The sequence below is a fragment of the Thalassospira sp. NFXS8 genome, assembly GCF_040148805.1.
Taxonomy (GTDB): Bacteria; Pseudomonadota; Alphaproteobacteria; order Rhodospirillales; family Thalassospiraceae; genus Thalassospira.
The window spans coordinates 828224-851520 of sequence record NZ_JAGEMF010000001.1; the positions used below are offsets into that span (position 1 = coordinate 828224).

General features: G+C 52.5%; 19 protein-coding genes. 9 read left to right on the top strand and 10 right to left on the bottom strand.

The annotated features are described in order from the left end of the window. Positions 1–213: 213 nt before the first annotated feature. Genes J4E05_RS03765 through J4E05_RS03775 form a run of 3 tightly spaced genes read left to right on the top strand, consistent with a single transcriptional unit; the run spans position 214 to position 3142 of the window. Positions 214–1377, top strand: coding sequence for an ABC transporter ATP-binding protein (locus tag J4E05_RS03765; protein WP_085590510.1), 1164 nt, complete (start codon positions 214–216; stop codon positions 1375–1377). Then, positions 1374–2303 (top strand): ABC transporter permease subunit, encoded by a 930-nt coding sequence (locus tag J4E05_RS03770; RefSeq protein WP_085581404.1) that lies wholly within the window; start codon positions 1374–1376, stop codon positions 2301–2303. Before J4E05_RS03765 ends, J4E05_RS03770 begins: the two co-directional genes overlap by 4 nt. After that, positions 2300–3142 carry an ABC transporter permease subunit gene (locus J4E05_RS03775; RefSeq protein ID WP_085590512.1) on the top strand — a complete coding sequence of 281 codons (843 nt, stop codon included), beginning with the start codon at positions 2300–2302 and terminating at the stop codon, positions 3140–3142. The genes J4E05_RS03770 and J4E05_RS03775 overlap by 4 nt, the downstream gene beginning before the upstream one ends. 177 nt (positions 3143–3319) lie before the next feature. Here the strand turns inward: J4E05_RS03775 and J4E05_RS03780 are convergent, their stop codons facing one another. Both J4E05_RS03780 and J4E05_RS03785 read right to left on the bottom strand, forming a co-directional pair. Beyond that, positions 3320–4030, bottom strand: a complete 711-nt coding sequence (locus tag J4E05_RS03780; RefSeq protein ID WP_085590513.1) for a TetR/AcrR family transcriptional regulator — start codon at positions 4028–4030, stop codon at positions 3320–3322. A gap of 311 nt (positions 4031–4341) precedes the next feature. After that, positions 4342–4800: an Lrp/AsnC family transcriptional regulator gene (locus tag J4E05_RS03785; protein ID WP_085582045.1), complete on the bottom strand. Its 459-nt coding sequence runs from the start codon at positions 4798–4800 to the stop codon at positions 4342–4344. 170 nt (positions 4801–4970) lie between these two features. On the opposite strand from J4E05_RS03785, the gene ald reads away from it, so the two are divergent. Next, positions 4971–6086 (top strand): alanine dehydrogenase, encoded by a 1116-nt coding sequence (gene ald / locus J4E05_RS03790; protein WP_349592494.1) that lies wholly within the window; start codon positions 4971–4973, stop codon positions 6084–6086. Between the two features lie 68 nt (positions 6087–6154). Here ald and J4E05_RS03795 read toward each other — a convergent pair whose 3' ends face one another. Then, on the bottom strand, positions 6155–6622 hold the full coding sequence (locus J4E05_RS03795) for a MarR family winged helix-turn-helix transcriptional regulator (RefSeq protein ID WP_349592496.1): 468 nt from the start codon (positions 6620–6622) through the stop codon (positions 6155–6157). Between the two features lie 142 nt (positions 6623–6764). Between J4E05_RS03795 and J4E05_RS03800 the strand changes: the two genes are divergently transcribed. Continuing rightward, complete coding sequence (locus J4E05_RS03800; RefSeq protein ID WP_349592497.1) at positions 6765–7952, top strand: thiolase family protein; 1188 nt, start codon at positions 6765–6767, stop codon at positions 7950–7952. 136 nt (positions 7953–8088) lie between these two features. On the opposite strand, the gene ilvD is transcribed toward J4E05_RS03800, so the two are convergent. Then, positions 8089–9942, bottom strand: a complete 1854-nt coding sequence (gene ilvD / locus J4E05_RS03805) for a dihydroxy-acid dehydratase (protein WP_349592499.1) — start codon at positions 9940–9942, stop codon at positions 8089–8091. A gap of 670 nt (positions 9943–10612) precedes the next feature. On the opposite strand from ilvD, the gene J4E05_RS03810 reads away from it, so the two are divergent. Continuing rightward, positions 10613–12682, top strand: a complete 2070-nt coding sequence (locus J4E05_RS03810; protein ID WP_349592501.1) for an O-linked N-acetylglucosamine transferase family protein — start codon at positions 10613–10615, stop codon at positions 12680–12682. Between the two features lie 6 nt (positions 12683–12688). Here J4E05_RS03810 and J4E05_RS03815 read toward each other — a convergent pair whose 3' ends face one another. Beyond that, positions 12689–13330 carry a D-glycero-alpha-D-manno-heptose-1,7-bisphosphate 7-phosphatase gene (locus J4E05_RS03815; RefSeq protein WP_349592503.1) on the bottom strand — a complete coding sequence of 214 codons (642 nt, stop codon included), beginning with the start codon at positions 13328–13330 and terminating at the stop codon, positions 12689–12691. Positions 13331–13601: 271 nt separating this feature from the next. Here J4E05_RS03815 and J4E05_RS03820 point away from each other — a divergent pair, with 271 nt between their 5' ends. Continuing rightward, positions 13602–14477: an AEC family transporter gene (locus tag J4E05_RS03820; protein ID WP_349592505.1), complete on the top strand. Its 876-nt coding sequence runs from the start codon at positions 13602–13604 to the stop codon at positions 14475–14477. A gap of 15 nt (positions 14478–14492) precedes the next feature. Here J4E05_RS03820 and J4E05_RS03825 read toward each other — a convergent pair whose 3' ends face one another. Genes J4E05_RS03825 through glmM form a run of 4 tightly spaced genes read right to left on the bottom strand, consistent with a single transcriptional unit; the run spans position 14493 to position 17639 of the window. After that, positions 14493–14852, bottom strand: coding sequence for a hypothetical protein (locus J4E05_RS03825; protein WP_349592507.1), 360 nt, complete (start codon positions 14850–14852; stop codon positions 14493–14495). Continuing rightward, positions 14849–15409 carry a DinB family protein gene (locus J4E05_RS03830; RefSeq protein WP_349592509.1) on the bottom strand — a complete coding sequence of 187 codons (561 nt, stop codon included), beginning with the start codon at positions 15407–15409 and terminating at the stop codon, positions 14849–14851. The genes J4E05_RS03825 and J4E05_RS03830 overlap by 4 nt, the downstream gene beginning before the upstream one ends. 23 nt (positions 15410–15432) lie before the next feature. Further along, positions 15433–16233, bottom strand: coding sequence for a bifunctional hydroxymethylpyrimidine kinase/phosphomethylpyrimidine kinase (thiD, locus tag J4E05_RS03835; protein WP_349592511.1), 801 nt, complete (start codon positions 16231–16233; stop codon positions 15433–15435). A gap of 56 nt (positions 16234–16289) precedes the next feature. After that, the gene (gene glmM / locus J4E05_RS03840; protein WP_349592513.1) at positions 16290–17639 is read right to left on the bottom strand and encodes a phosphoglucosamine mutase; all 1350 of its coding nucleotides are present in this window, start codon (positions 17637–17639) and stop codon (positions 16290–16292) included. Between the two features lie 374 nt (positions 17640–18013). Here glmM and J4E05_RS03845 point away from each other — a divergent pair, with 374 nt between their 5' ends. Both J4E05_RS03845 and J4E05_RS03850 read left to right on the top strand, forming a co-directional pair. Then, complete coding sequence (locus tag J4E05_RS03845; RefSeq protein WP_349592515.1) at positions 18014–20056, top strand: sensor histidine kinase; 2043 nt, start codon at positions 18014–18016, stop codon at positions 20054–20056. A 2-nt stretch (positions 20057–20058) separates the two neighbouring features. Next, positions 20059–22143, top strand: a complete 2085-nt coding sequence (locus J4E05_RS03850) for a sensor histidine kinase (RefSeq protein WP_349592517.1) — start codon at positions 20059–20061, stop codon at positions 22141–22143. Between the two features lie 200 nt (positions 22144–22343). Here J4E05_RS03850 and J4E05_RS03855 read toward each other — a convergent pair whose 3' ends face one another. Then, the gene (locus J4E05_RS03855) at positions 22344–23108 is read right to left on the bottom strand and encodes a response regulator transcription factor (RefSeq protein WP_349592519.1); all 765 of its coding nucleotides are present in this window, start codon (positions 23106–23108) and stop codon (positions 22344–22346) included. Between the last annotated feature and the right edge of the window lie 189 nt (positions 23109–23297).

A 23297-nucleotide genomic window follows, 5' to 3' on the forward strand; every position in this document is an offset into this window, starting at 1 on the left:
AAACGCAAACACACGATGGATAAAAGCAACTTCTGTGAAGCAAAAAATGCTCAATTACTGAACAGCACCGCCCATTTTCCCTGCATTTTAGCCAAAAACACCATCTAAACGTTCGAAATATCGCACACCACTCTTTACAGATTGCGGAATTGCTTCATCCTGTTAAGCAGAAAAAAGATAAATAGTTTCACAACATCAGACGGGAGAATCCTGGTGTCGCAGGGGGCCAATCAGCAAGAAGCACGCGAATGCGTGCAGTCAAGCCAACCGTGGAACGATCCGGATGCGGTTCCGTTTATCCGGTTTGAAAAAGTAACCAAAAAATTCGGCGATTTTTACGCTGTCGACGATGTATCGCTTGATATTTATCGTCACGAACTGTTCGCCCTGCTGGGTGGTTCAGGCTGTGGTAAAACCACCTTGTTACGCATGCTGGCCGGGTTTGAAGAACTGACCGACGGCAAAATCTTTATTGATGGCGTGGATATGGCCGGCGTTCCACCCTATGAACGCCCCACCAACATGATGTTTCAATCCTATGCGCTGTTCCCGCATATGAGTGTTGAAACCAATGTGGCCTTTGGCCTGCATCAGGACGGTTATTCAAAATCTGAAATCAAAGACCGCGTCGCCGATATGCTGGCACTGGTGCAAATGAGCAAGTTTGCCAAACGCAAACCGCATCAGCTTTCGGGCGGACAACGCCAGCGTGTCGCCCTGGCGCGGTCACTTGTCAAACAACCCAAGGTTTTGTTACTCGACGAACCGTTAGGGGCGCTTGATAAAAAACTGCGCGAACAAACCCAGTTTGAACTGGTCAATATCCAGGAAAAACTTGGCACCACCTTTGTCATGGTGACCCATGATCAGGAAGAAGCCATGACAATGGCCTCGCGCATTGCTGTGATGAATGAAGGGGTCATCAAACAAAAAGGTACCCCGTTTGAACTTTATGAATACCCCAATTCCCGCTTTACCGCCAATTTCCTGGGTCAGGTCAACCTGATTGAAGGAACACTGGTTGATGATGACGAAAAATACGCCATCATCCGGTCTGACGATATTGGCGGCGATATTTATATCGACCACGCGGTTCAGGGCCATGAAGGCACCACACTTTGGGTTGCCCTGCGGCCGGAACGCCTGCGTCTTTGCACCGAAAAACCCGAAGACAGCGCCCATAACTGTTTTGGCGGCAAGGTCGAGGAAATCGGCTATCTTGGCGGCCTTTCGACCTATCACGTCCGCCTTGACAGCGGCCTGCGCATCAAGGTTAGCGAACCCAATACCCATCGCCACAATGAACCGCGCTATACGTGGGAAGACCGGGTTTGGGTAACCTGGGAGACGGGGTCCGCCTCGGTGCTGAACCAATGAGCGAGATAAAACCAACCCTTAAACAACGTTTTGACCGCTGGATGATCCGGCATGGGCGGGTTCTTGTTATTGGCTTGCCCTATTTGTGGCTGTTCCTGTTTTTCCTGGTGCCGTTCCTGATTGTTTTAAAAATCAGTTTCGCCACCGCCGAATATGCCCAGCCGCCCTATAGCGCGCTGTTTCAATGGGTGGATGAAGGGGTCAATGTTGCCATCAATTTTGGCAATTACCTGTTTTTGCTTTCCGACAGCCTTTATATCACCGCGTATCTGAATTCGATCCGTATTGCCGCCATTTCAACCGTCATCACGCTATTAATCGGCTATCCAATGGCCTATGGCATTGCCCGGGCCAAGGGGTCTACGCGCAACCTGTTGCTGATGCTGGTGATTCTGCCGTTCTGGACCAGCTTTCTGATCCGCGTTTATGCCTGGATCGGCATTTTGGACCGCGAGGGATTAATCAACGCTGCCCTGATGGGGATGCACATCATTTCCGAACCCCTGATTATGCGCCAAACCGAATTCGCGGTTTATATCGGCATTGTCTATACCTACCTGCCCTTCATGATCCTGCCGCTGTATTCAACGCTCGAAAAAATGGATGGCAGCCTGCTTGAAGCTGCCCTCGACCTTGGCTGCAAACCATGGAAGGCGTTTTTGAAGATTACGCTGCCGCTTTCCATGCCCGGTGTTCTGGCAGGGTCCTTGCTGGTTTTCATTCCTGCTGTGGGCGAATTCGTAATTCCGGAACTTCTGGGCGGCCCCAATACCCTTATGATCGGGCGAACCTTGTGGAACGAGTTTTTCTCCAACCGGGATTGGCCAATTGCATCCTCTGTTGCGATCGCCATGCTGATTTTTCTGGTCGTGCCGATCATGTATTTTCAGCACATTCAGGGTAAAACCGAGGAGGCCGGGAAATGAGCGGCAAAAGATCAATCTTCTTAACCTCGGCACTGTGTTTCGGTTTTGCCTTCCTCTATGTGCCCATCCTGCTTGTGATCATTTATTCGTTCAATGAAGGCAAACTGGTTACGGTCTGGGCCGGGTTTTCAACCAAATGGTATGTCGAACTGTTTCAGGATGACGGCATGATTGACGCTGCCTGGAACAGCCTGCGTATCGGGGTTATGTCAGCGACCCTTGCCCTTGCCATTGGCACCCCGGCCGGGCTGGTGATGTCACGGTTCGGGCGTTTTAAAACCCGCACCATGTTTTCCGGCATGATCGCAGCCCCGCTGGTGATGCCCGACGTTATTACCGGCCTGTCATTGCTGCTGTTATTTGTTACCATGGAACAGCTTATCGGCTGGCCCGAAGGCCGGGGCATGACCACCATTGTCATTGCCCACACAACATTCTGTGCGGCCTATGTCGCCGTTGTTATTCAATCACGTCTGGCCGGGATGGATAGCTCGATCGAGGAAGCGGCGATGGATCTGGGGGCCAAGCCCACCAAGATTTTCTTCCTGATCACACTGCCAATGATTTTACCGGCCCTGATGGCAGGCTGGCTTCTGTCTTTCACACTGTCGCTTGATGATCTGGTCATTTCCAGTTTCGTGGCCGGCCCCGGTTCCACCACCCTACCCATGAAAGTCTTTTCGTCGGTCAGGCTGGGGGTTTCGCCCGAAATCAATGCGTTGGCCACCCTGATCATTGTTGCAATTTCAATCCTGATCATTATTGCCAGCATCCTTGTCATGCGCTCCGAACGGCAACGCAGCCGCCAGATACAGGATGATCCCGGAATTGTCGGCTAATTGATTATGATGTCTCGTCGACAATAAAATAAAACACAAAACCGCCCGGCCTTGCCCCGGGCGGTTTTCGTTTAACAAAAGCCACAAAATGCTGCGTTTATCACGGCGAACGATCAATAAAAAAGGATGGCCGAACAAAATGCGGCCATCCTTTTTCAATTCACAGTCACAAAATAACTATAAAACAGCCGGTGCATCCTGCTGCCCAACATTGCTTTGCTTCATCACCGTAATTTCGGCGCGCCAAAACTCGATGACAGCCGTTTCGGCAGACTGGGAGAAATCAATAATCATGTCTTCAAGGGCATTCTGGCGCATCAGCACCACAACCCTGGCAGGCACCTGCGACATTTGCCACAGCCCCAATACAAGGGCGAACGAATTCGCCATCAGGTTTCGGGCCTGTTGTGCCGTAATGGCATAAATTTCAGAAAGCGCATCCGCAGTACGTTTAACCATAGCGGCCACATACCGCTTATGGATCAACACGCTTTCGTCATCGGCCCCTTGCTCCAGCACACCATGCGATAGTGATGCCAAATGCAAAAACCGTGATCTTTTAACAAGATAGTCAACAAACTGGCGGGCAACACGCAAGGCATCGCGTTCTGCAGGCGGGCGAAGGGCCTCCTGCTCGATCATATCCAGATTGTTTTCGCTCCATCCCTTGAAAAAGCGACGGAGCACCTCAAGAAACAAGGCCTCTTTGCTGGAAAAATAAAGGTATAATGTGCCTTTGGCCAGGTTGGCCTTTTTTGCAACTTCCGCCGCTGACGGCAGTTGCCCCTCACCTTCCAGAAAAAGCGCCTCGGCGGCGTCTATTATATCGTTCCTACGGCGCAGTTTTTGTTCATGACTGCGTGCGCGAACGAGGCATTCGTTTTCCATAAATTGTTCTTCCCCGGTCTTCTCCCCGGCAGATTATTGCCCGCAAAGAAGTGCAGAGTCAAACAACCGTTCCCGCTATCACCTCATTTAACGCTTCACAAACATCCGATACGCAATGCAGCCATGCGGTCAGCAATGTCAAAACGATGCAGCATTTTTAAGAATGGCTAAAGCCAATTGCATGATTCTGCATGTTTTTTCGATCATCCAAAATGACTATTGGTCATCTTTGATAGCGTTTCTTCTGCCAAAACAACAAAATCAATTTTCGTATGATCACCCGCCAAAACACGACAACCGGGCATTGTTTTTCACACGGGCAATTCTGTGGTACGTTTCACTTCGCGCAGGGTAATAACGGTTTGCACCCGTTCCACACCGGGTAACTGGGTCAGGACTTCGCTGTGGATACGTTCGTAATCCGATGTGTTGCTGTACACAACATGCACCAGATAATCGCTTTGCCCTGCCAACAGGTAACATTCGACGACTTCGGGAACAGACTGGATTTCCCGTTCAAAATCTTCCAGCGCCTGCCGCGTTTGCCGGGCAATGGAAATATTGACAAAGGCATTGCCCGGTTTACCGATCCGTTTCGGGTTTAGCAACATGGCGTAACGGTCAATAAACCCGGCTTCTTCAAGCAGGCGTACACGGCGCAAACAAGCCGAGGCCGACAGGTTCACTTTTTCCGCCAGATCCGCATTGCTAATGCGCCCGTCCTGCTGCAGCAAGCGCAATATCATCCGGTCGCGATCGTCGATGTCCATTCGAATGTTTCCCTGACATATTGGCATTTTCTTAAAATAATCTGCCAACATTACCATTTTTTGCGGCCCAAATTGAAGAGAAATTGCCATAATTTTAGGGTAACGTTCAAACATAACTAAAAGCCGGGCAAAAAGCCCACCCGCCACTTCAAAATCCGGGAGGTCACACGATGTTAATCGGTGTCCCAAGAGAGATCAAAAACCATGAATATCGCGTCGGCATGACCCCGTCATCCGTACGCGAAGCCATTACCCACGGCCACAAGGTCATTATCGAAACCAATGCTGGTGCCGGTATTGGCTGTAGTGATGCCGATTATCAGGCAGCGGGGGCCACAATAATTGATACTGCCAGCGAGATTTTTGCCACCGCCGAAATGGTGGTCAAGGTCAAGGAACCGCAAAAAGTTGAATATGAACAACTGCGCCCCGGTCAGTTGTTATTTACCTATTTGCATCTGGCACCGGATCCTGAACAAACCAAAGGCCTGATCAAATCGGGCGTAACCGCCATTGCCTATGAAACCGTCACCGACCGCAACGGCGGCCTGCCATTATTGGCCCCGATGTCGGAAGTGGCCGGGCGCATGGCACCCCAGGTGGGGGCTGCTGCCCTGCAGAAAGCCAATGGCGGACGCGGGATGTTGCTGGGGGGTGTCCCCGGCGTTTCCCCGGCCAAGGTGGTTGTCATTGGCGGTGGTGTCGTTGGCACGAATGCTGCCCGCATCGCGGCAGGCATGGGGGCCGATGTCACCATTCTTGATAAAAACATCAAACGGTTAACCTATCTCGACGATATCTTCGGTCCGCGCATCAAAACCCAATATGCCACCATCGATGATACCGAATCGCTGGTATATGATGCCGACATGGTTGTCGGGGCGGTTCTGATCCCCGGTGCTGCCGCACCAAAACTGATCCGCCGTGAACAACTGTCAAAAATGAAGCCAGGCTCGGTCATTGTGGACGTCGCCATTGATCAGGGCGGGTGTTTTGAAACATCCAAAGCCACCACCCACGCCGACCCGATTTATATTGTTGATGACGTTGTGCATTACTGCGTTGCCAATATGCCCGGTGCGGTTGCCCGGACATCCACCTTCGCCCTGAACAACGCCACCCTGCCCTTTATGCTCGCCCTCGCCGACAAGGGCTGGAAAAAGGCCTGTCAGGATGATGTTCATCTGGCAGCGGGCCTTAACGTGCATGATGGCAACATCACCTATGAAGCAGTTGCTCGCGAACTGGGCTACGATTATCTGCCTTTGCAAAAAGCACTGGCATAGACCGAAAACACCTTAAAATCTGTTTTGTGCAAACCCCGCTGTCACGGCGGGGTTTGTCTGTTCGGGCGTTATTCAGCTTGAGCGCGCTCAAACGTCAGCAAGGTTTTGCGCAGCATATCAAACTCTGCCGACCCCAGATTGTAACGCAACCGCGACTGCACCTTTTGCCAGTCGCCTGCGGCGGCATCAAATGCAGAACGGCCAGCATCGGAAACCGATAAAAAGCGCCGCCTTTTATCGGCAGGGTCCATCCGCGATATCACCAGCCCCGCCTTTTCCAATGGTCGCAACCCGCGCGACATGGCTGACTGGTCCATAAACATGGCATCGGCCACCGCCTGTACCGACGGGTTTGCCATTCGCTGAATATGCGCCAACAGGGTAAATTGGCCGATGGTCAACCCGTGCCGCGCAAGGGCGGCATCATATTGCCGGCTGACCACGCGCGTTGCACGGCGAAGGGCATGCGCCATACAGACGCCGGTCAGGGCCAGGGCAACCGCATCCGCGCGGGGCGATTTTTCATGTTTGGTCACACAGCAACTCCCGGTTGGCGGTTAAGGGCGGCATGATGATTGCCAAGTTCATGCATATGACTATATATTAAATGCATATGCATTTAATAGCCCGGCTTGACACGCCAGCAACATCGCCAACCTGCCATGAATGGACACAGACATGACCCTTCCCGATATCGTTTTATGCGCCCCGCGCCGCACGGCCATTGGCAAATTCAACGGCACCCTTGCCCCCGTTTCCGCAACCGACCTTGGCGCGCGGGTTATTGCCGGGGTTATGGCCGATGCCAAACTGTCTGCTCGCCAGATTGACGGCGCAGTGATGGGCAATGTGGTGCAGGCAGGCAACAAAATGAACCCGGCGCGCCAGGCCGTGGTTAATGCCGGGCTGGGCGATGCGGTTCCGGCAGTAACAGTAAACCGTGTTTGTGGTTCAGGGGCCGAGGCCATTGCCGCTGCTGCCCGTGAAATATGGCTGGGCCATAGCGCCATCATGATCGCGGGGGGCATGGAAAACATGGACCGCGCCCCGTATTTGCTGCCCAACGCCCGTTTTGGCTATCGCATGGGGCCCGGTGAAATACAGGACAGCATGTTGCTAGACGGCCTGCATGATGCCTTTTCGGGCGAACATTCAGGCTGGCACACCGAAGATTTGATCACGGAAAAAAACATCTCGCGCGACGATCAGGACCGCTGGGCCGCCCGCTCGCACCAGAACTTTGCAGCCCGCCAGCAAAACGGGGCGTTTGAGGGCGAAATTACTGCCATCGAAATTGCCGGTAAAAAAGGAACAATCACGTTTGATCGCGATGAATCGGTTCGCCCGGAAACCAGCATCGATGTGCTGGCAAAATTACGCCCGGTCTTTCGCCCCGATGGCACCATTACCGCCGGCAACGCACCGGGTTTAAACAGCGGCGCTGCGGCCATGATTGTCGCCAACCGCGATGCCGCCGAAAAAGCAGGCCTACGTCCGATGGCACGGCTGGTATCTTACGGCGTCGCGGCCGTGGCCCCGGCGATGTTTGGCATTGCCCCCGTCCCCGCCGTGCAACAGGCACTGCATCGCGCGGGATGGCAGCGTGGCGACATTGACCGCATCGAAATTAACGAAGCCTATGCCGCCGTGCCGCTGGCAGTGCTACGCGAACTGGGGCTGCCCGAAGATATCGTCAATGTTGATGGCGGGGCCATTGCGCATGGCCACCCGATTGGGGCCACCGGGGCCGTTTTAACCACCCGTTTAATCCATTCCATGCAATGCGATGGCCTTAAACGCGGCATTGTCACCCTGTGCATCGGCGGCGGTCAGGGCATTGCGCTGGCGCTTGAAATCATCAGCTGATTTAAAAGGGGCGGGCTTCTCTGAAGCCCTTGTCAATCGCTTCACAAGCCGTGCGGCGAAAATTTCCATAAAAAAAACCACCCGGCACGCCAAAGCATACCGGGTGGCTTTAAAATTCAGATAGCGACCTTCAGGATCAGAATTCAACCTGCGTCACGTCGCGCACAGCGCCCTTATCGGCACTGGTAGCAAGGGCGGCATAGGCCCGCAATGCCGTTGTCACCTTACGCTTGCGCGGTTTGGCGGGCTTCCAGGCAGCCGCACCTTTGGCTTCCATTGCTTCGCGGCGTGCAGCCATTTCGGCATCGTCAATCGCGATATGGATGGTCCGGTTGGGAATATCGATTTCGATGGTGTCGCCCGGTTCAACCAGGGCAATATCGCCACCAGCCGCAGCTTCGGGTGACACATGACCAATTGAAAGGCCCGACGTTCCACCCGAGAAACGACCATCAGTGATCAGGGCGCAAGCCTTACCCAGCCCCATCGATTTCAGATAGCTGGTCGGATAGAGCATTTCCTGCATACCCGGCCCACCCTTGGGTCCTTCATAACGAATGACAACAACGTCGCCTTCCTTGACCTCACCGCCCAGAACCTTGGCAACGGCTTCATCCTGGCTTTCGCAAATAACAGCCGGGCCGGTAAATTTCAGGATGCTGGCATCGACACCGGCAGTTTTAACAATACAGCCATTGATCGCCATGTTGCCAAACAGAACAGCCAAACCGCCATCCTTGCTATAGGCGTGTTCAATGTCACGAATACAGCCGCCTTTTTCGTCCATATCCAGATCGTCCCAGTAACGTTCCTGACTAAAGGCGACCTGACTGGGTACACCACCTGGCATGGCACGATAGAATTTCTGAACATTTTCATTGGTGGTTCGTCTGATGTCCCATTTTTCAAGGGCCTCCGCCATGGTTTTGGCATGAACAGTCGGCACATCCGTATGCAGCAACCCGCCCCGTTCCAGTTCGCCCAGAATACGCATGATGCCACCGGCACGATGCACATCTTCCATATGATATAACGGATGAGACGGCGCCACCTTGGACAGATGCGGAATCTGACGGGACAGACGGTCCATGTCCGTCATGGTAAAATCAAGTTCGGCTTCACGGGCAATTGCCAGCAAATGCAACACCGTGTTGGTTGACCCACCCATGGCAATATCAAGTGCCATTGCATTTTCAAAGGCTTTGAAAGATGCAATGCCGCGCGGCGTTGCGGTAATGTCGTCTTCTTCGTAATAACGGCGCGCCAAACGAACTGATGTGCGGGCAGCTTCAAGGAACAGTTCCTTACGTGCCGCATGCGTCGCCAGAACCGATCCATTGCCAGGCAAAGCCAAACCAAGCGCCTCGGCCAGGCAGTTCATGGAATTGGCGGTAAACATGCCCGAGCACGACCCGCAGGTCGGGCAGGCAGAACGTTCGACGACAGCCACCTGTTCGTCCGAAATTTTCGGATCGGCCGCCTCAACCATGGCATCAACCAGATCAAGATGGCGTTCCTTGCCATCAATCGTCACCTTGCCGGCTTCCATCGGACCACCCGACACAAACACGCAGGGAATGTTAAGGCGCATGGCCGCCATCAACATGCCAGGGGTAATTTTATCGCAATTGGAAATGCACACCATGGCGTCGGCACAATGGGCATTAACCATGTATTCAACCGAGTCCGCGATGATTTCGCGCGACGGCAGGCTGTAAAGCATACCGTCATGCCCCATCGCAATGCCATCATCCACGGCAATGGTATTAAATTCCTTGGCGACACCACCCGAAGCCTCAATCTCGCGTGCAACCATCTGGCCCAGGTCTTTAAGATGAACATGGCCCGGTACAAACTGGGTAAAGCTGTTGACCACCGCAATAATCGGCTTGTCAAAGTCTTCATCCTTCATGCCTGTTGCGCGCCAAAGGCCGCGCGCGCCCGCCATATTGCGACCATGGGTGGTTGTACGAGACCGATATTCCGGCATGGGTCGACCCTCTCTTTATACGTGATATTTTTGAACTCGCGTTCTAGCACAGACTTGGCGTTGTTTTACAGTTTTTTGGCTGAAAGTTTCGACAAACCTGCCATGCGGGTATTTTTATACCTGTCAGCTTACAGGCAAAAACCCGGGCGAACCAGCAGCCATAACCGCACTAACCCAAATGTACTGCCCCATTGGATTATGTACGCCAATCACCCTATCCCAAAGACCCACAAGATCAATCAAACGAATAGGAGACGGTGCCGTCACGAAAGAATATTTTAATATTCGATTATCGCCGCCAGGCGATTCTCCCACTCCCATTCTCGCCCCGGCCCGTTTGTGGCTGGGGTTTTTTTTTTGGGAGTTACCGTAACACTCATTGCCACAGCAATGGCCCGCCACGGTTTGGATAGCAACAGGTATACACAAACACCACACGCCCGGCATTATCGATGCCTGCTTTCTTCGCACGTAGTCTGCAAACCGGAGTGCTGCAATCCCAACTGCCACATTTGATCGACGGCAGAACCGTTGCACTGGCGACAGGCCATAGCATTGTCAATTTCCAGGTATTAAAGCATTTGATGTTAAAGCACTAACATCCGAATAAGATGACAAACCAGCCCCGGTTACGTCATTATAGGACAGGACATCAAAAACAAGGCATTGCATGACAGCCGAGCTTTCAACATTGCTGCGGCGCGGACTGGCGGCCCACGAAGGCAACCGCCTGCAAGAAGCGGAAAAAATTTACCGCCGCGTTCTCGATATCGCCCCGAACCATAACGAGGCCGAGCATCTTCTTGCCACTCTGCTGACTCGCGAGGGGCAGCATCGTGAAGCCCTGGAACTGTTCGAAAGCTGCATTTCGCGCATGGGGGCCAACCCGGCGGCCCGGTGCAACTATGCCATTGCCCTGGAAGCCAACGGCGAAATAGACCGCGCAATTGACGAATTTCGCCTGGCCCTTAGTTATCACGGCGATTTCCCAACCGCCCTGTTTCATCTGGCCCGCCTTGAAAAGGCCCGCGGCAATTATGGCCAGACAATCGACCTTTTGGGGCGAATGCTGAACCTGCATAACGGCAATTTTGATGCATTTTTACTGTTTGGCGAAGCCCTGAATGCGTTAGGACAATACGAAGCCGCCCTGATGGCATTTGAAAATGCTGCCGAAGCCGCCAAACTTGATTCAGATAAAATCAACCAGGTTGGCGCTGTTCTGTTGCGACTGGGTCATATCGACGCGGCCCAAAACCTGTTTTCACGTGCGTTAAGCATCCATAGCGATCATGTGCCATCAATGGTCAATATGGCGACATCCCTGATCGCATCAGGCCGATACCAGCAAGCCAGCAACGTGCTGGAAGCCGCCCGTGAACACGCCCCTGAACTGGCCGATATCGAAGCCCTGTTTGCCGACATTCTGATCCGGGGGGGCGATACGGCCCACGGGGTTGCCCGCCTTGCTGCTTTGGTCGAAAAAAACCCGGCCCGTGCGGATTTTCATGCGCGGCTGTTGTCGGCCCTTTTGTATTTGCCGCAATTTGACGGCCCGGAATATTTAAAACAGGCACGACAATGGGCGCGATCACATTTACCCCCCCTTGCATCCCCGCCCAAATTTGCCAATACCCGTAGTACTGACAGGCGCCTTCGCATTGGCTGGATATCGCCCGATTTTCGCGATCACCCGTTATATGCGCGGTTAATGGGGCTGGCCCGCCATCATGATCGCAATCATATAGAACTGTTTTTATATTCCGCCGTCACCCGCCACGACGACATCACCCGCCAGTGGCAAATTGTCGCAGATAGCTGGCGCGATGTGGCAGGACAGGATGCCGAACGCATTGCAGATCGCATCCGAAAGGACAAAATCGATATTCTGGTTGATTTATCGGGTTTCACACGCGACCACCCGATCGAGGTATTTGCCTATCGCCCGGCCCCCGTACAGGTCACATTTTATCATGCATCAACCGGCATCGGGCAAATTGACCACATGTTCGGCCATGTTGACATGACAGCCGCAGGTGCGGCCGAAAACCGCCTTTGTAGCGAAACATTACACCGCCTGCCCCATGCCGGCTTTGCCTATACCCCGCCCGAGAACAGCCCGGCAACCGGCCCGTTGCCTGCCCTGCTAAACGGGTATTTGACCTATGGCTTTGTTGGTACGTTACCGCGCATTAGCGATACGGTCTTAAACAGCTGGGCACGGATTATGAACAAAGCAGCCCGTAGCCGCCTGATCATACAGGCGGAAGGGCTGCATGATGATTTTGTCCGCCAGAATTTTCTGGATCGTGCCCGTCAGGCCGGTTTGCATGTTGATCGCATCACATGTCAGGGGATTAACCCTGATAAAAACCGGAACATCACCATTTATGACCAGATAGACATTGGGCTGGATCCGTTCCCTGCCAATAACATTACTGCAGGCTGCGACATGTTATGGCATGGGGTGCCGTTTGTAACACTGGCTGGCACCATGCCGTCGGCACGGTGCGGGCTTGGGGTGCTTGGCGATGTCGGGCTGGATGCGCTGGCCGCCGAAACCCGCAATGGATATGTCGAAAAAGCCGTGCTTCTGGGCCGCGATATTGATGCCCTGTCCATGATCCGGCGAACATTGCGTGATAGGGTAATGAAAGCCAGCATGATGGACCACCGCATGATTGCCGCTGATTTTGAGGAGGCCTATCGCGATGTCTGGCGGCTGTGGTGCATACAGTAACCGGTCCTATTTGGCGATGGCACCACTGGCAAACAACTGGTTCACTGCGGCCAACAGGTCGTCTGCAATAAATCCGGCCTCCTCGGCAGCGGCGGGAAGTAACGTTTCCCTGGCGCCATGTCCTGTCCGCACCATCACGGTTTTAAGGCCTGCGGCATTGCCCGCGCGAATATCGGCAATTTTATCACCAACCAGCACACTTTCAGGGCGATCAATTGCAAAATCCTCGCAGGCGGCAAAAATCATACCGGGGCCGGGCTTGCGGCAAATGCTTTCCTTGCGATATTCACCCTGCCCATCAGTATGAAACGGCGAATAATAAATACCCTGTACGCTTGCCCCGGCATCGGCCAGCAGCTCCGTCATCCGAATATGCAAATCATACAACTGGTCTTCGGTTAAGAACCCGCGCGCCACACCGGATTGATTGGTCACAACCACAACCGGCACGCCTGCTGCGTTAATCCGGGCAATGGCCTGTGCCACACCGGGGATCAACACCATGTCTTCCGATCGCGACAGATAATGCACTTCCTCGTTTATTACCCCGTCACGATCCAGAAAAACAGCTGGCAAAGGGTTGCGCTGATCCCGCCATTTGGGCGACGGGTCGATCAGGTGCCGGCGCACAAAAGAATAATCGGTCATATCAAAAATGCCTGTCCAGCGCTGTGTTAACTGCGAAACTGAGAGTACCCGGCTTAAATCCGGCAACCTTAAAATGGGATAACCAATGCCTTACAGCAAGGCACAAATATAACGGCCCCACATTTAGGAAGTTTCACAATACGGCTTTCGATGGTTAGAAAACAGCCGATAAAACATCGGCATTATAACTGGTATTACCATTATTAACTTGTCGGACCCTGCCAGAACATGGCAATTACCAAGGCTGGCGTAGTTGTCAGGGGGATGATCCATGTTTGCAAATATTTTTGCCATTCTGGCTCCGGTTTTTATCACAACCGGTCTGGGATATTTCTGGGCACGGGCCGGCAAACATTTTGATACATCCCTTGTCACATCGCTTGTGACCTATTTTGGCACGCCATGCCTGACCTTTGCCGCCCTTGCCACCGTTAAACTCGGCGCAGATGCCCTGTTGTCGATGGGCACTGCAGCGGTTCTTTCCATTCTGGCCTTTATTGCCATTGGCTGGCCAATCCTGAAACTGTTCAAGCTATCCCCGCGCACCTATTTGCAATCGCTAAGCTGGCCCAATATTGGCAATGTCGGGTTACCGCTGTGTTTGCTGGCATTTGGCAATGATGGTTTGGCATTAGCCGTGGCATTTTTTGCCGCGATGATTGTGTTGCAACTTACTGTTGGCGTGGCGTTTGTCGCCGGCACATTTTCAATTCGCTCGCTTGCGAAAATGCCGATTGTTCCGGCAACATTAATTGCAATTGTGTTTCTGGCAACCAAAACGCCGGTTCCGGCCTGGCTTTACAACACCACCGATCTGATCGGCCAGCTCACCATCCCGTTAATGCTGTTTACATTGGGTGTATCTTTGGCACGGCTTAAGCCGGTCAGCCTGCTTCGCAGTATCGGCCTGTCGGTTTTGCGTCTGGCGATGGGGTTTGGTGTCGGAATTGGATTATCGGAAATTCTGGGGCTGGACGGAGCGGCCCGAGGGGTTGTGATTTTGCAATGTTCAATGCCGGTCGCGGTTTTTTGTTACCTGTTTGCCCAGCTATACGACAACGACCCCGAAGAAGTTGCCGGGGTTGTTATTGCATCAACCTTTCTCGCTGCAATCAGCCTGCCTGCCCTGTTATGGTATGTTCTGTAACAGTCTGGCCGGTAATCAGGGCGTAATTTTCAGTCGGTAATGGCCGGTATGGTCGTCGGTGGGATAGAACCCCACCGCACAATCATAAGATCCGCGTGTTAAATCCGGGTCATTGTTTTCCCCCGCCAGCTTACGCACAACGTTCTTGCATTTTTCAACGCTATCAAGTCCTTCGCCCGCAAACTTGAAGGCCGACCGATCGTTTTTATCGGGGTAATAAACGGCGGTTACACTTTCCCACGGGGCCGCATTATCGGGCCATATCTGATTGGCGAACCATTCGCGCGGGCCGCCCAGTGTTGACCATGCCAAAACGGCAATAATACCCACGGCCAATAACCGGCGGGCCATTCGCCCGCGAATAAAATGCATCATTTATCGTTCCAGCCAATATCCTGAAAATGGCTTCCGCGGTAAACGGCGTCGCAATCGAGATAATATTCGTCAAGTTGGGGCGGTTTTTGCGACGTTCCCGATAACATCGCATGAACCTGCCCGCGATGATGTGTTTGATGCACAAACAAATGCGACAACACCGCCCCTGCTGTCTCATAGGCCATTTCGCCCTTGCCTCGGTCCAGTGTAACCATTTCCAGGGCAGCGTCCCCTGTCAGTTTTTCGCAAAAATCCAGCAATTCACCATCGCTGGCGCGCTGGGCTTCGGCCAGGGTCGTTATATCGGCAAACGGGTTGGCACGGGTAAAACAATCCCGCCCCCGACCGCCGGATTTAAGGGCATCAATATAATACCAATCCACGATCAGGATATGATTGAGGGTTTGCAGGATTGTTGGGAAAAATGACGTGCGCCCTGCTGTTAGCTCTATCTGCGGCAGTTTTTCACAACAGGCCAATAGACGAAAATTCGACCAGGCATTATTCCGGGCCTGATCAAAAAACGATGTTCCCGGCATTGCCGTGCGCATGGGCATAACACGTGGCTTTCTATTGCGGGTTATTCACCAGTGACGGGATGGGCATGGTTTAGCGGGCCATTCCCCTTGCCGAAATCAGGGGCGGTACGGATGGCTTCACGTACATAAGCACGCGCACGCGCCACCGCATCCCCCAGATCAAGCCCCTGGGCAATCCCTGTTGCAATGGCACTGGCAAGGGTGCAGCCTGTACCATGGTTATTGTTCGACGGAATACGATCTTCTTCAAAGCCGGAAATACCGTGTTCCCGATCCCACAAAATATCGACAATCCTGTTTCCCTCGGAATGCCCGCCTTTGACCAGAACAGCATTGGCCCCCATCGCGCCAATCTTTTCTGCCGCCAAAATCATATCGGCCTCGCTGGTAATGCGAAGACCAGACAAAACTTCTGCTTCGGGAATATTAGGAGTTAAAACAGTGGCACGCGGTATCAGCAGTTTGATCAGGCTTTCAACCGCATCTTCGTCCAACAGGCGTGATCCGCTTTGCGAAATCATTACCGGATCAATCACCACAGGCACACCGGCTGCTTTGCCATCCAGCAAGCCGGCAACAGCCTTGATCACGGGGACAGAATGTAACATACCGGTTTTTAGGCAATCCGCACCGATATCATCGAGCATCAATTCAGCCTGCTGGATGATAAAGGCAGGGTCGATCCCCAACACGCCAAACACGCCCTGGGTGTTTTGTGCCGTAAGGGCTGTAATCGCCGTGGCGGCATAGCCCCCCAGCACAGTCACGGTTTTAATGTCTGCCTGAATACCCGCACCACCGGAACTATCAGAACCGGCAAGGATCAACACACGCCCCTTCATCGGGAATCTCCTGTTCTTCAAACCCAAATTGCGGAAAGCCGAAGCCTGAACCGGCTTTAGGCGGTTACCGTATTGATTTGCGCAATAATACCATCAACAACACGTTCGACATGGATGGCATCATCGCCTTCAGCCATCACCCGGATCAACGGTTCAGTGCCCGATTTGCGAATAAGCACTCTGCCGTTACCGTCAAACGACTTTTCCGCGGCTGAAATCGCCTCGATCACACTGGTATGGCCCAAGGGGTCGGTTCCGGCAGCATAACGCACATTTTTCAAAACTTGCGGCAGCGGATCAAATACATGGGTCATCTGTGATACCGGGCCGTCATGCCCCGCCAGCACAGCCAGCACCTGCAAGGATGCCAGCAAGCCATCACCGGTCGAGGCGAAGTCCGACAACACAATATGTCCGGACTGTTCACCGCCAACATTACAACCAAGGGCACGCATTTGCTCGACCACATAACGATCCCCAACCTTGGTGCGGATCAGGCGCAATCCCTGATTTTCCAGATACCGTTCCAGACCCAGGTTTGACATCACCGTTGCCACCAGGGCATTGCCGCGCAACTGGCCGGTTTTGTGCCAATGTGCGGTTACCAGCCCCATTAACTGGTCGCCATCAATCAGGCGACCGTTTTCATCGCACATCTGAACACGGTCAGCATCCCCGTCAAGGGCAATGCCGACATCGGCTTTTTGTGCAACAACCAGGTCGCACATGGGTTTGGTGTGGGTCGAACCACAATTATCATTAATATTAAAACCGTTTGGTGTGGTGCCAAGTTCAATAACGTCTGCACCCAGTTCACGCAAAACCATCGGCGCAACGCTGTAGGCGGCACCATTGGCGCAATCAAGGACAATTCGTAATCCTTCAAGCGTTACATGCCCCGGCAACGACGATTTGACGGCTTCAATATAACGCCCCGGTGCGTCCTCAATGCGCTTTGCCCGGCCCAATGATTTGGCCGGTACCAGCAGCGCCGAAAGATCACTTTCCATCAGGGCTTCAATTTCGCTTTCAACCGCATCGGATAATTTGAAACCATCCGGGCCAAACAGCTTGATGCCATTATCTTCAAACGGGTTATGTGATGCGGAAATCATCACGCCAATATCGGCCCGCATCGATTTGGTCAGCATTGCAACCGCAGGCGTAGGCATTGGCCCCACCAGAATTACATCCATACCCATCGATGTAAAACCGGCGACAAGGGCTGGTTCAAGCATATAACCCGACAACCGGGTATCCTTGCCGATCACCACACGATGACGGTGGTTGCCGCGGGTAAAATATTGCCCTGCGGCCATACCAACCTTAAGGGCGACTTCGGCCGTCATCGGCGCACTGTTGGCAGTTCCACGGATCCCGTCGGTCCCAAAATACTTGCGGCTCATGTGTTGTGTTCTTTCACTATGCTTGATCCGGCATCTCAACAACCGGGTTCCTTGCTTGATCGTCCGGTTTCGGTCTGCGGTTATAACAAAGTCAGGTCAGAATGCCACCGGCTTGTCCATTCTTGTTCTTATACCTGCCCCAGCCAAACAGATGGTTTTGTATATACCGGACAATGAAGCGGTTCAAATCCGCATAACAAAGCAATGGCATCAGGCCTGATTTAACGTTAACACATAAACGGGGTGGTTTTTGAGGGTCCAGGGGATTGATACCGTCAAAAAAAATAGCAATGGGGATATACCGGCAACTTTCGCATAACGTGCAAAGTGTTGGCCAACAAACACGACCGGAACGCATCCCCGAACAAACGGAAATGCATAAAAAACGGTCCATTTTTTATATTCTGATTGCTGTCTTTTATACCGTTCTTTTCCTGACCGGAAGCATCGCACATGCCCAGGGCGCACGTCTGACGGTTACACCGCCAGGCAAGCAGGCCCTGTTTGACATGTCGTTGGACCCGTATATCGTTCGCCTGAACGACCCGGAACGAATTCTGTCGTTTCGCGAAGTCGTAGAGCGGCCTGCCAAGGATTTTGTCCCGGTCCACAATTCGATCAGTGCGGGATATACCCGTGACGCAGTCTGGTATCGGGCAGAATTTGAAGTAGAATTTCCCGACACACCGGAAACAGCGACATCACACAATATGCGCCTGTTTCTGGAAATAAGCCCGCCTTACCTTAACCGGATTGATGTTGCAATCTTTAGCATAAATGCGCAAAAATTCGTCTGGCGCGACCTGCTGGGTGATGCCATCAAGGCAACCAGCGACACCATAAAAAGCCGCTACCCGACAACCCGCCTTCCTGATCTTGCGCCGGGTAAATACAGCATTGTTTTTCGGGTGGAAACAACCAGCACCAACACCCTGTCAGCCAGCTTTCGCAATGATTCGACCCTGATGTCAAAAGGCGGGCGCGCCCTGATCCTGTCAAGCATTCTGGTCGCTGCCCTGACGGTTATCGGCGGCGTTTATCTTATCGGCGGTGTATTGATCCGCGATATTTCGCTGTTCTGGTATGGCAATTACGTTTTGTCAGTGGCGATAACGTGCATTGGTCTTTCCGGGTTAGGCCTTTTACTGTTGCAACCTCTATGGCCTCCTTTAAATGACATCGTAACAGGTGGCGGTTCGGCCCTTTCTGTGGCAACCAGCGTCATGATGTGGGTTACGGTTATTAACTTGCGCCAGTTAAACCAGCGTCTCTATCGGGCTTATTGTATTTATGCCGGTATTGCGGCCTCGATGGTGCTAACATCGCCGACCTCCTATTACACCGAATTTGGTCATTATTTTCTGTCGTTTCACCTGCTCGTGCTTGTGAGCATGTTTATCTGCCTGATCTATCGTGTCTGGCTCACTCCGCGGGGCATGCACCTGTTTTATCTGGTCGCTTTGGGTCTTCCCTGCATTGCAGCTGCCCTTTATGTTGCCTCTTTGGTCGGCGCGGCACCAACTAACCAGCTCACCCGGGTTGTTTATCCGGTAGCTACCATTTTCCATCTGATCCTGATGGGAATAGCGATGGCGTATCGCACCAGTTATCTTGAAAACTCGCGGATTGCAGCACAAAGCCGGCGCCATCGAACCCGCCTTCTTGCCGAAGAACAACGCGAATTCATTACCATGTTAGGTCACGAATTTCGAACACCACTGGCAATCATTCAACGATCAGCCGAGTTAATTTCGTTGCATCTTGGTGATGCCGGTGAAGGTATCGCAGATCGCATGGCGCGCATCCGTAACCACGCAGGTCAATTATCCGGGCTGGTGGATGTTTTTCTGACAAAAGACACCCTTGATCGCGGGGCGTTCACCCTGAACCGCCAAACCGTCAATCTGTTTGACTTCCTTGCCGGTATTATCGGTTCCGTTGATCAGGAGGGCACACAAATTGATATTACCCTGCACGGCGATGCCGATACGTCCATCAATGCGGACCCGACCCTTTTAAAACTTGCCATCATTAATGTCATTGAAAACGCACGAAAATATGCGCCAGGATCGCCTGTTTCAATTGATTGCAATCATCGCGGCGACGGATATGCCTATATCCGCCTGGTAGACCACGGACCTGGCATGAACGAAGAAGACCTGTCACAGGTTTCCCTGGCATTTTATCGGGGTAAAACCTCGGATGGTACCCGTGGCGTTGGCCTGGGCCTGCATATCGCCAGCCGCATTCTCGAGGCCCATAACGGGGCGATCACAATGTCGGTCGCCGAAAAAGGTGGCACCACAGTTATTTTCAAACTGCCAATTGATCGCGAAGCAACCATTTACAATATCCGCCACCGCAATACCCAACGGATAACGTCGGGCCGAAATGCGCGCAAGACGGGGGCAGATTGACCATGCTGTTTACTGCTTTGGCCAAATATAAAAGCGCGCTGATATATCTAAAATCATACAGGCCTGTTTCCGGGTTGCTGTTGCTGATGCTTATTGGCCTGATAACAGGGACTGACGCCCATTACAGCCCGGCACACGCTGGCCTGGCCCCTCCGGTCGATATTTCGGCACCTTTGTCGGACGATATTTTATTCACCGGGCATATCGCCAGTTACCAGGACCCGGAACAGAACAAAACCCTAAACGACATTCGCGCCCTGCCCGACAGCGCCTTTACCTCCCACACCAAAGTCCCGGCCTTTGGCTATACCAACAATGCTATTTGGTATCGCATTGATTTGATCGCATCCAACCCGATCCGCGAAAGCCGCCACATCGATATCGGCCCCATCTTTTTGAACGTGATCAACCTGTATCTGACCCAAAAAGACAATCCGGTGCCTATTTGGTCGGTACTCCTGGGCGACCATGTTCCTTCAAGCCAACGTCCTGTTTTGGCACCGGAACACCTGGCTCCGTTTCCGGCAATAGATAAGGGTAAATATACCCTCTACATTCGCACACAGTCCAACAGCACTCAATTTATCGAAGCATCCTTGCTATCAAATGATGCTCAAATCAGCCGGTGGTCGCTGGGCCTGGCGGCAAAGGGGCTTTTTATTGGCGTTTTGATGATGATGTCGATCATTTACGTGGTGATCGGCTTTTTTATCCGTGATTACGCTGTTGCACTTTATGGCGCCTGCCTGGCGGCATTTGGCACATTATCATCGGCTGTTGGAGGATTATTTCTTACCCTTTTTGCCCCGGAATGGCCCTATACCAATGATTTGCTGGTAGGGGCAGGAACGGCCATTAACATCGCGGCAGCCAGCCTGCTTTGGGTCAATATTCTTGATATCGGTTCGGAATGCCGGTTTTGCAAAAAGATTTTCTATAGCTATTCCATCATTATTTTATTGGGGTCTGTCACGGCGACATCGCCACTTTACACCACCTTTGCCAGTTACTGTCAGTTATCACATACATGTATCATGTTAATTTACATCAGTTTTCTGATACGGCGCATCATTCATAATCCGCGTTTTATTGTTCACTGGATTTACCTGACTGTGATGGCGGTGCCCACCACCGCCCTGATGGTATATTACCTTGCCCTAAACCACTTCCTCCCCGTCAATGACATAACCGCCGCAGCATACCCCTTTGCGCTGGCGGCACATCTTGTTTTGATGAGCGTGCTGATGGCATTGCGCATTACAGCCATTGACCGAGATCGTCTGAAAGCTGCCAATCTGGCTGAAAGCACGGAAAAGATTGTTCAGGAACAGCGCAAACTGGTTTCCATGCTATCGCACGAATTTCGCACCCCTTTGGCGGTGATCCAGCGGGCTGCTGAAATGGTAACACTGCGTCTGAACAAAGATGCCCTTGCCCGTGGCGAGCATGGCGTTCCCCGCCCTGTAACAGACCGGCTGAAACGCATTCAGGACCAGTCAGGAAAACTGGCAAGACTGGTTGATGTGTTTTTAGGCAAGGATAACCTGAATGCCCCGCAATTTGCCCTGGCCCGAAAACTGATCCCGGCCAAAGGCTTTCTTCAGGAATTTATCACTCTGGCCCAGCGTGAAAACGCCAAACTTGACCTTGTTTATAACGGCGGGGCCAATAACGTTTTATATGCGGATGAAACGTTGCTGGGGCTTGCACTTACCAATGTTATCGAAAATGCGCGCCGCCACCAGCCAGGAGAACCCATTTCGCTGGTCGCGCACGAAGAATACAATATGACACTGAAAATAGACATATCCCATCCGGGGTTGGACGGGGCCAAGGCCGTTGACATTGAAACCCTGCGCAATTCGATGTTTTCGATTCAAAGCACTCTCGAGCAGAATTCAGGACCGAACCGGTTTTACGAGAAAAAAACCAATCTGGAAACCATCACCCCGCGCAATGGAATTGCATTGGGCTTACACATCACCCAGCGCATCATTGCCGCGCACGGCGGTAAAACCGATATTGTTTCAGGGGCGGAACAAGGATTTAATATCCGTATTATCCTGCCACTTGAAGCATCGCTATAACACGCAAGCCCAACTTATACACAGGCAGTGCAGCCAACAGAACCAGACCATGCCGGAAGGCCAGGGTAAAACAAACCGAACATTTATTCAGTCGGCTCAAAAATCAGGCCGCACCAACAAGATCGAACACTGTATTATTCAGACACGCACCAAACCGGTCCTTTTGACCGATCGCAAACAGCATATCCGGACATTTGATATTACGCGTTGGAACGAACTTTTACCTGCGACACGTCGACATCGACTTCTTCGCCAACAATCAATGCAGGTGACGTAAATGCGTATCCCCGGCCGTATGCCGTGCGAACTGGCAATTCATCGCCCGTATCTTTGGTAATTTTCTGGCGAACACGGCGAATGGCTGTATCCAGGTTTCGGCAATTTTCGGCAGTATCTGCCTTGCCCAGCGCCTTGACAATATCGGGACGGGTCAGCCACCCGCCATTAGCGTCGATCAAAACGCTAATAATTGTACGTTCCCCGGCCGTTAACACCGCACTGCCCCCCCCTGGCGACGTTAATGTCCAGTTCAGACGATCAAGTTTCCAGCAATCATCCTGACCTTCCGACGCTGTTTCATTTGCGGCATCGGGCCCTGGGGTTGTCACCCGGCGCAATAAGGGGCGCAAGGCAGCTTCAATTACAGAAAGCGGGCTATCCTTGGTCAGGTAAACATCAGCACCGGACTGATAGCCAGCCAAATGTTGATCCATTCCTGAAAGCGATGTCAGCATCATGATCCCGCAATCAAGTTTATTACGGGTGAAGCGTGCCAGATCGAACCCGTCGGCATCAGGCAACATCACGTCAAAAATAACGGCGGTTGGAGTTAAGTCTTCAAGGGCACGATGAAATTCCTGGCCACTTTCACACCCGACAACATCAAACCCGCAAATCTCCAGATATTCACAAAGATCGCGATTGAGGTCTTCATTGTCTTCGACCACAAAAATGCACGCAGCCATTTATTCTGCTCCGACCGACCCGATAGCACCAGAAACGCTTTTACAATATTGCACCACAACGATGTCAATATTCAATCGGGTTCGTATTTTTATCCTACCGGCGGGAAAACAGGTAACGCAGATGCAACACTGCATACTAGAAAAAGTTCTTCCGGTAATACAGATATGAAGACAATGGACGTCAATAGC

Excerpts from the sequence above, each read along its gene's own strand:
- J4E05_RS03770 (WP_085581404.1), top strand. The coding sequence starts at position 1,374 with ATGAGCGAGATAAAACCAACCCTTAAACAACGTTTTGACCGCTGGATG.
- J4E05_RS03775 (WP_085590512.1), top strand. The coding sequence starts at position 2,300 with ATGAGCGGCAAAAGATCAATCTTCTTAACCTCGGCACTGTGTTTCGGT.
- J4E05_RS03780 (WP_085590513.1), bottom strand. The coding sequence starts at position 4,030 with ATGGAAAACGAATGCCTCGTTCGCGCACGCAGTCATGAACAAAAACTG.
- J4E05_RS03785 (WP_085582045.1), bottom strand. The coding sequence starts at position 4,800 with ATGGACATCGACGATCGCGACCGGATGATATTGCGCTTGCTGCAGCAG.
- ald (WP_349592494.1), top strand. The coding sequence starts at position 4,971 with ATGTTAATCGGTGTCCCAAGAGAGATCAAAAACCATGAATATCGCGTC.
- J4E05_RS03800 (WP_349592497.1), top strand. The coding sequence starts at position 6,765 with ATGACCCTTCCCGATATCGTTTTATGCGCCCCGCGCCGCACGGCCATT.
- ilvD (WP_349592499.1), bottom strand. The coding sequence starts at position 9,942 with ATGCCGGAATATCGGTCTCGTACAACCACCCATGGTCGCAATATGGCG.
- J4E05_RS03810 (WP_349592501.1), top strand. The coding sequence starts at position 10,613 with ATGACAGCCGAGCTTTCAACATTGCTGCGGCGCGGACTGGCGGCCCAC.
- J4E05_RS03815 (WP_349592503.1), bottom strand. The coding sequence starts at position 13,330 with ATGACCGATTATTCTTTTGTGCGCCGGCACCTGATCGACCCGTCGCCC.
- J4E05_RS03820 (WP_349592505.1), top strand. The coding sequence starts at position 13,602 with ATGTTTGCAAATATTTTTGCCATTCTGGCTCCGGTTTTTATCACAACC.
- J4E05_RS03825 (WP_349592507.1), bottom strand. The coding sequence starts at position 14,852 with ATGATGCATTTTATTCGCGGGCGAATGGCCCGCCGGTTATTGGCCGTG.
- J4E05_RS03830 (WP_349592509.1), bottom strand. The coding sequence starts at position 15,409 with ATGCCCATGCGCACGGCAATGCCGGGAACATCGTTTTTTGATCAGGCC.
- thiD (WP_349592511.1), bottom strand. The coding sequence starts at position 16,233 with ATGAAGGGGCGTGTGTTGATCCTTGCCGGTTCTGATAGTTCCGGTGGT.
- glmM (WP_349592513.1), bottom strand. The coding sequence starts at position 17,639 with ATGAGCCGCAAGTATTTTGGGACCGACGGGATCCGTGGAACTGCCAAC.
- J4E05_RS03845 (WP_349592515.1), top strand. The coding sequence starts at position 18,014 with ATGCATAAAAAACGGTCCATTTTTTATATTCTGATTGCTGTCTTTTAT.
- J4E05_RS03850 (WP_349592517.1), top strand. The coding sequence starts at position 20,059 with ATGCTGTTTACTGCTTTGGCCAAATATAAAAGCGCGCTGATATATCTA.
- J4E05_RS03855 (WP_349592519.1), bottom strand. The coding sequence starts at position 23,108 with ATGGCTGCGTGCATTTTTGTGGTCGAAGACAATGAAGACCTCAATCGC.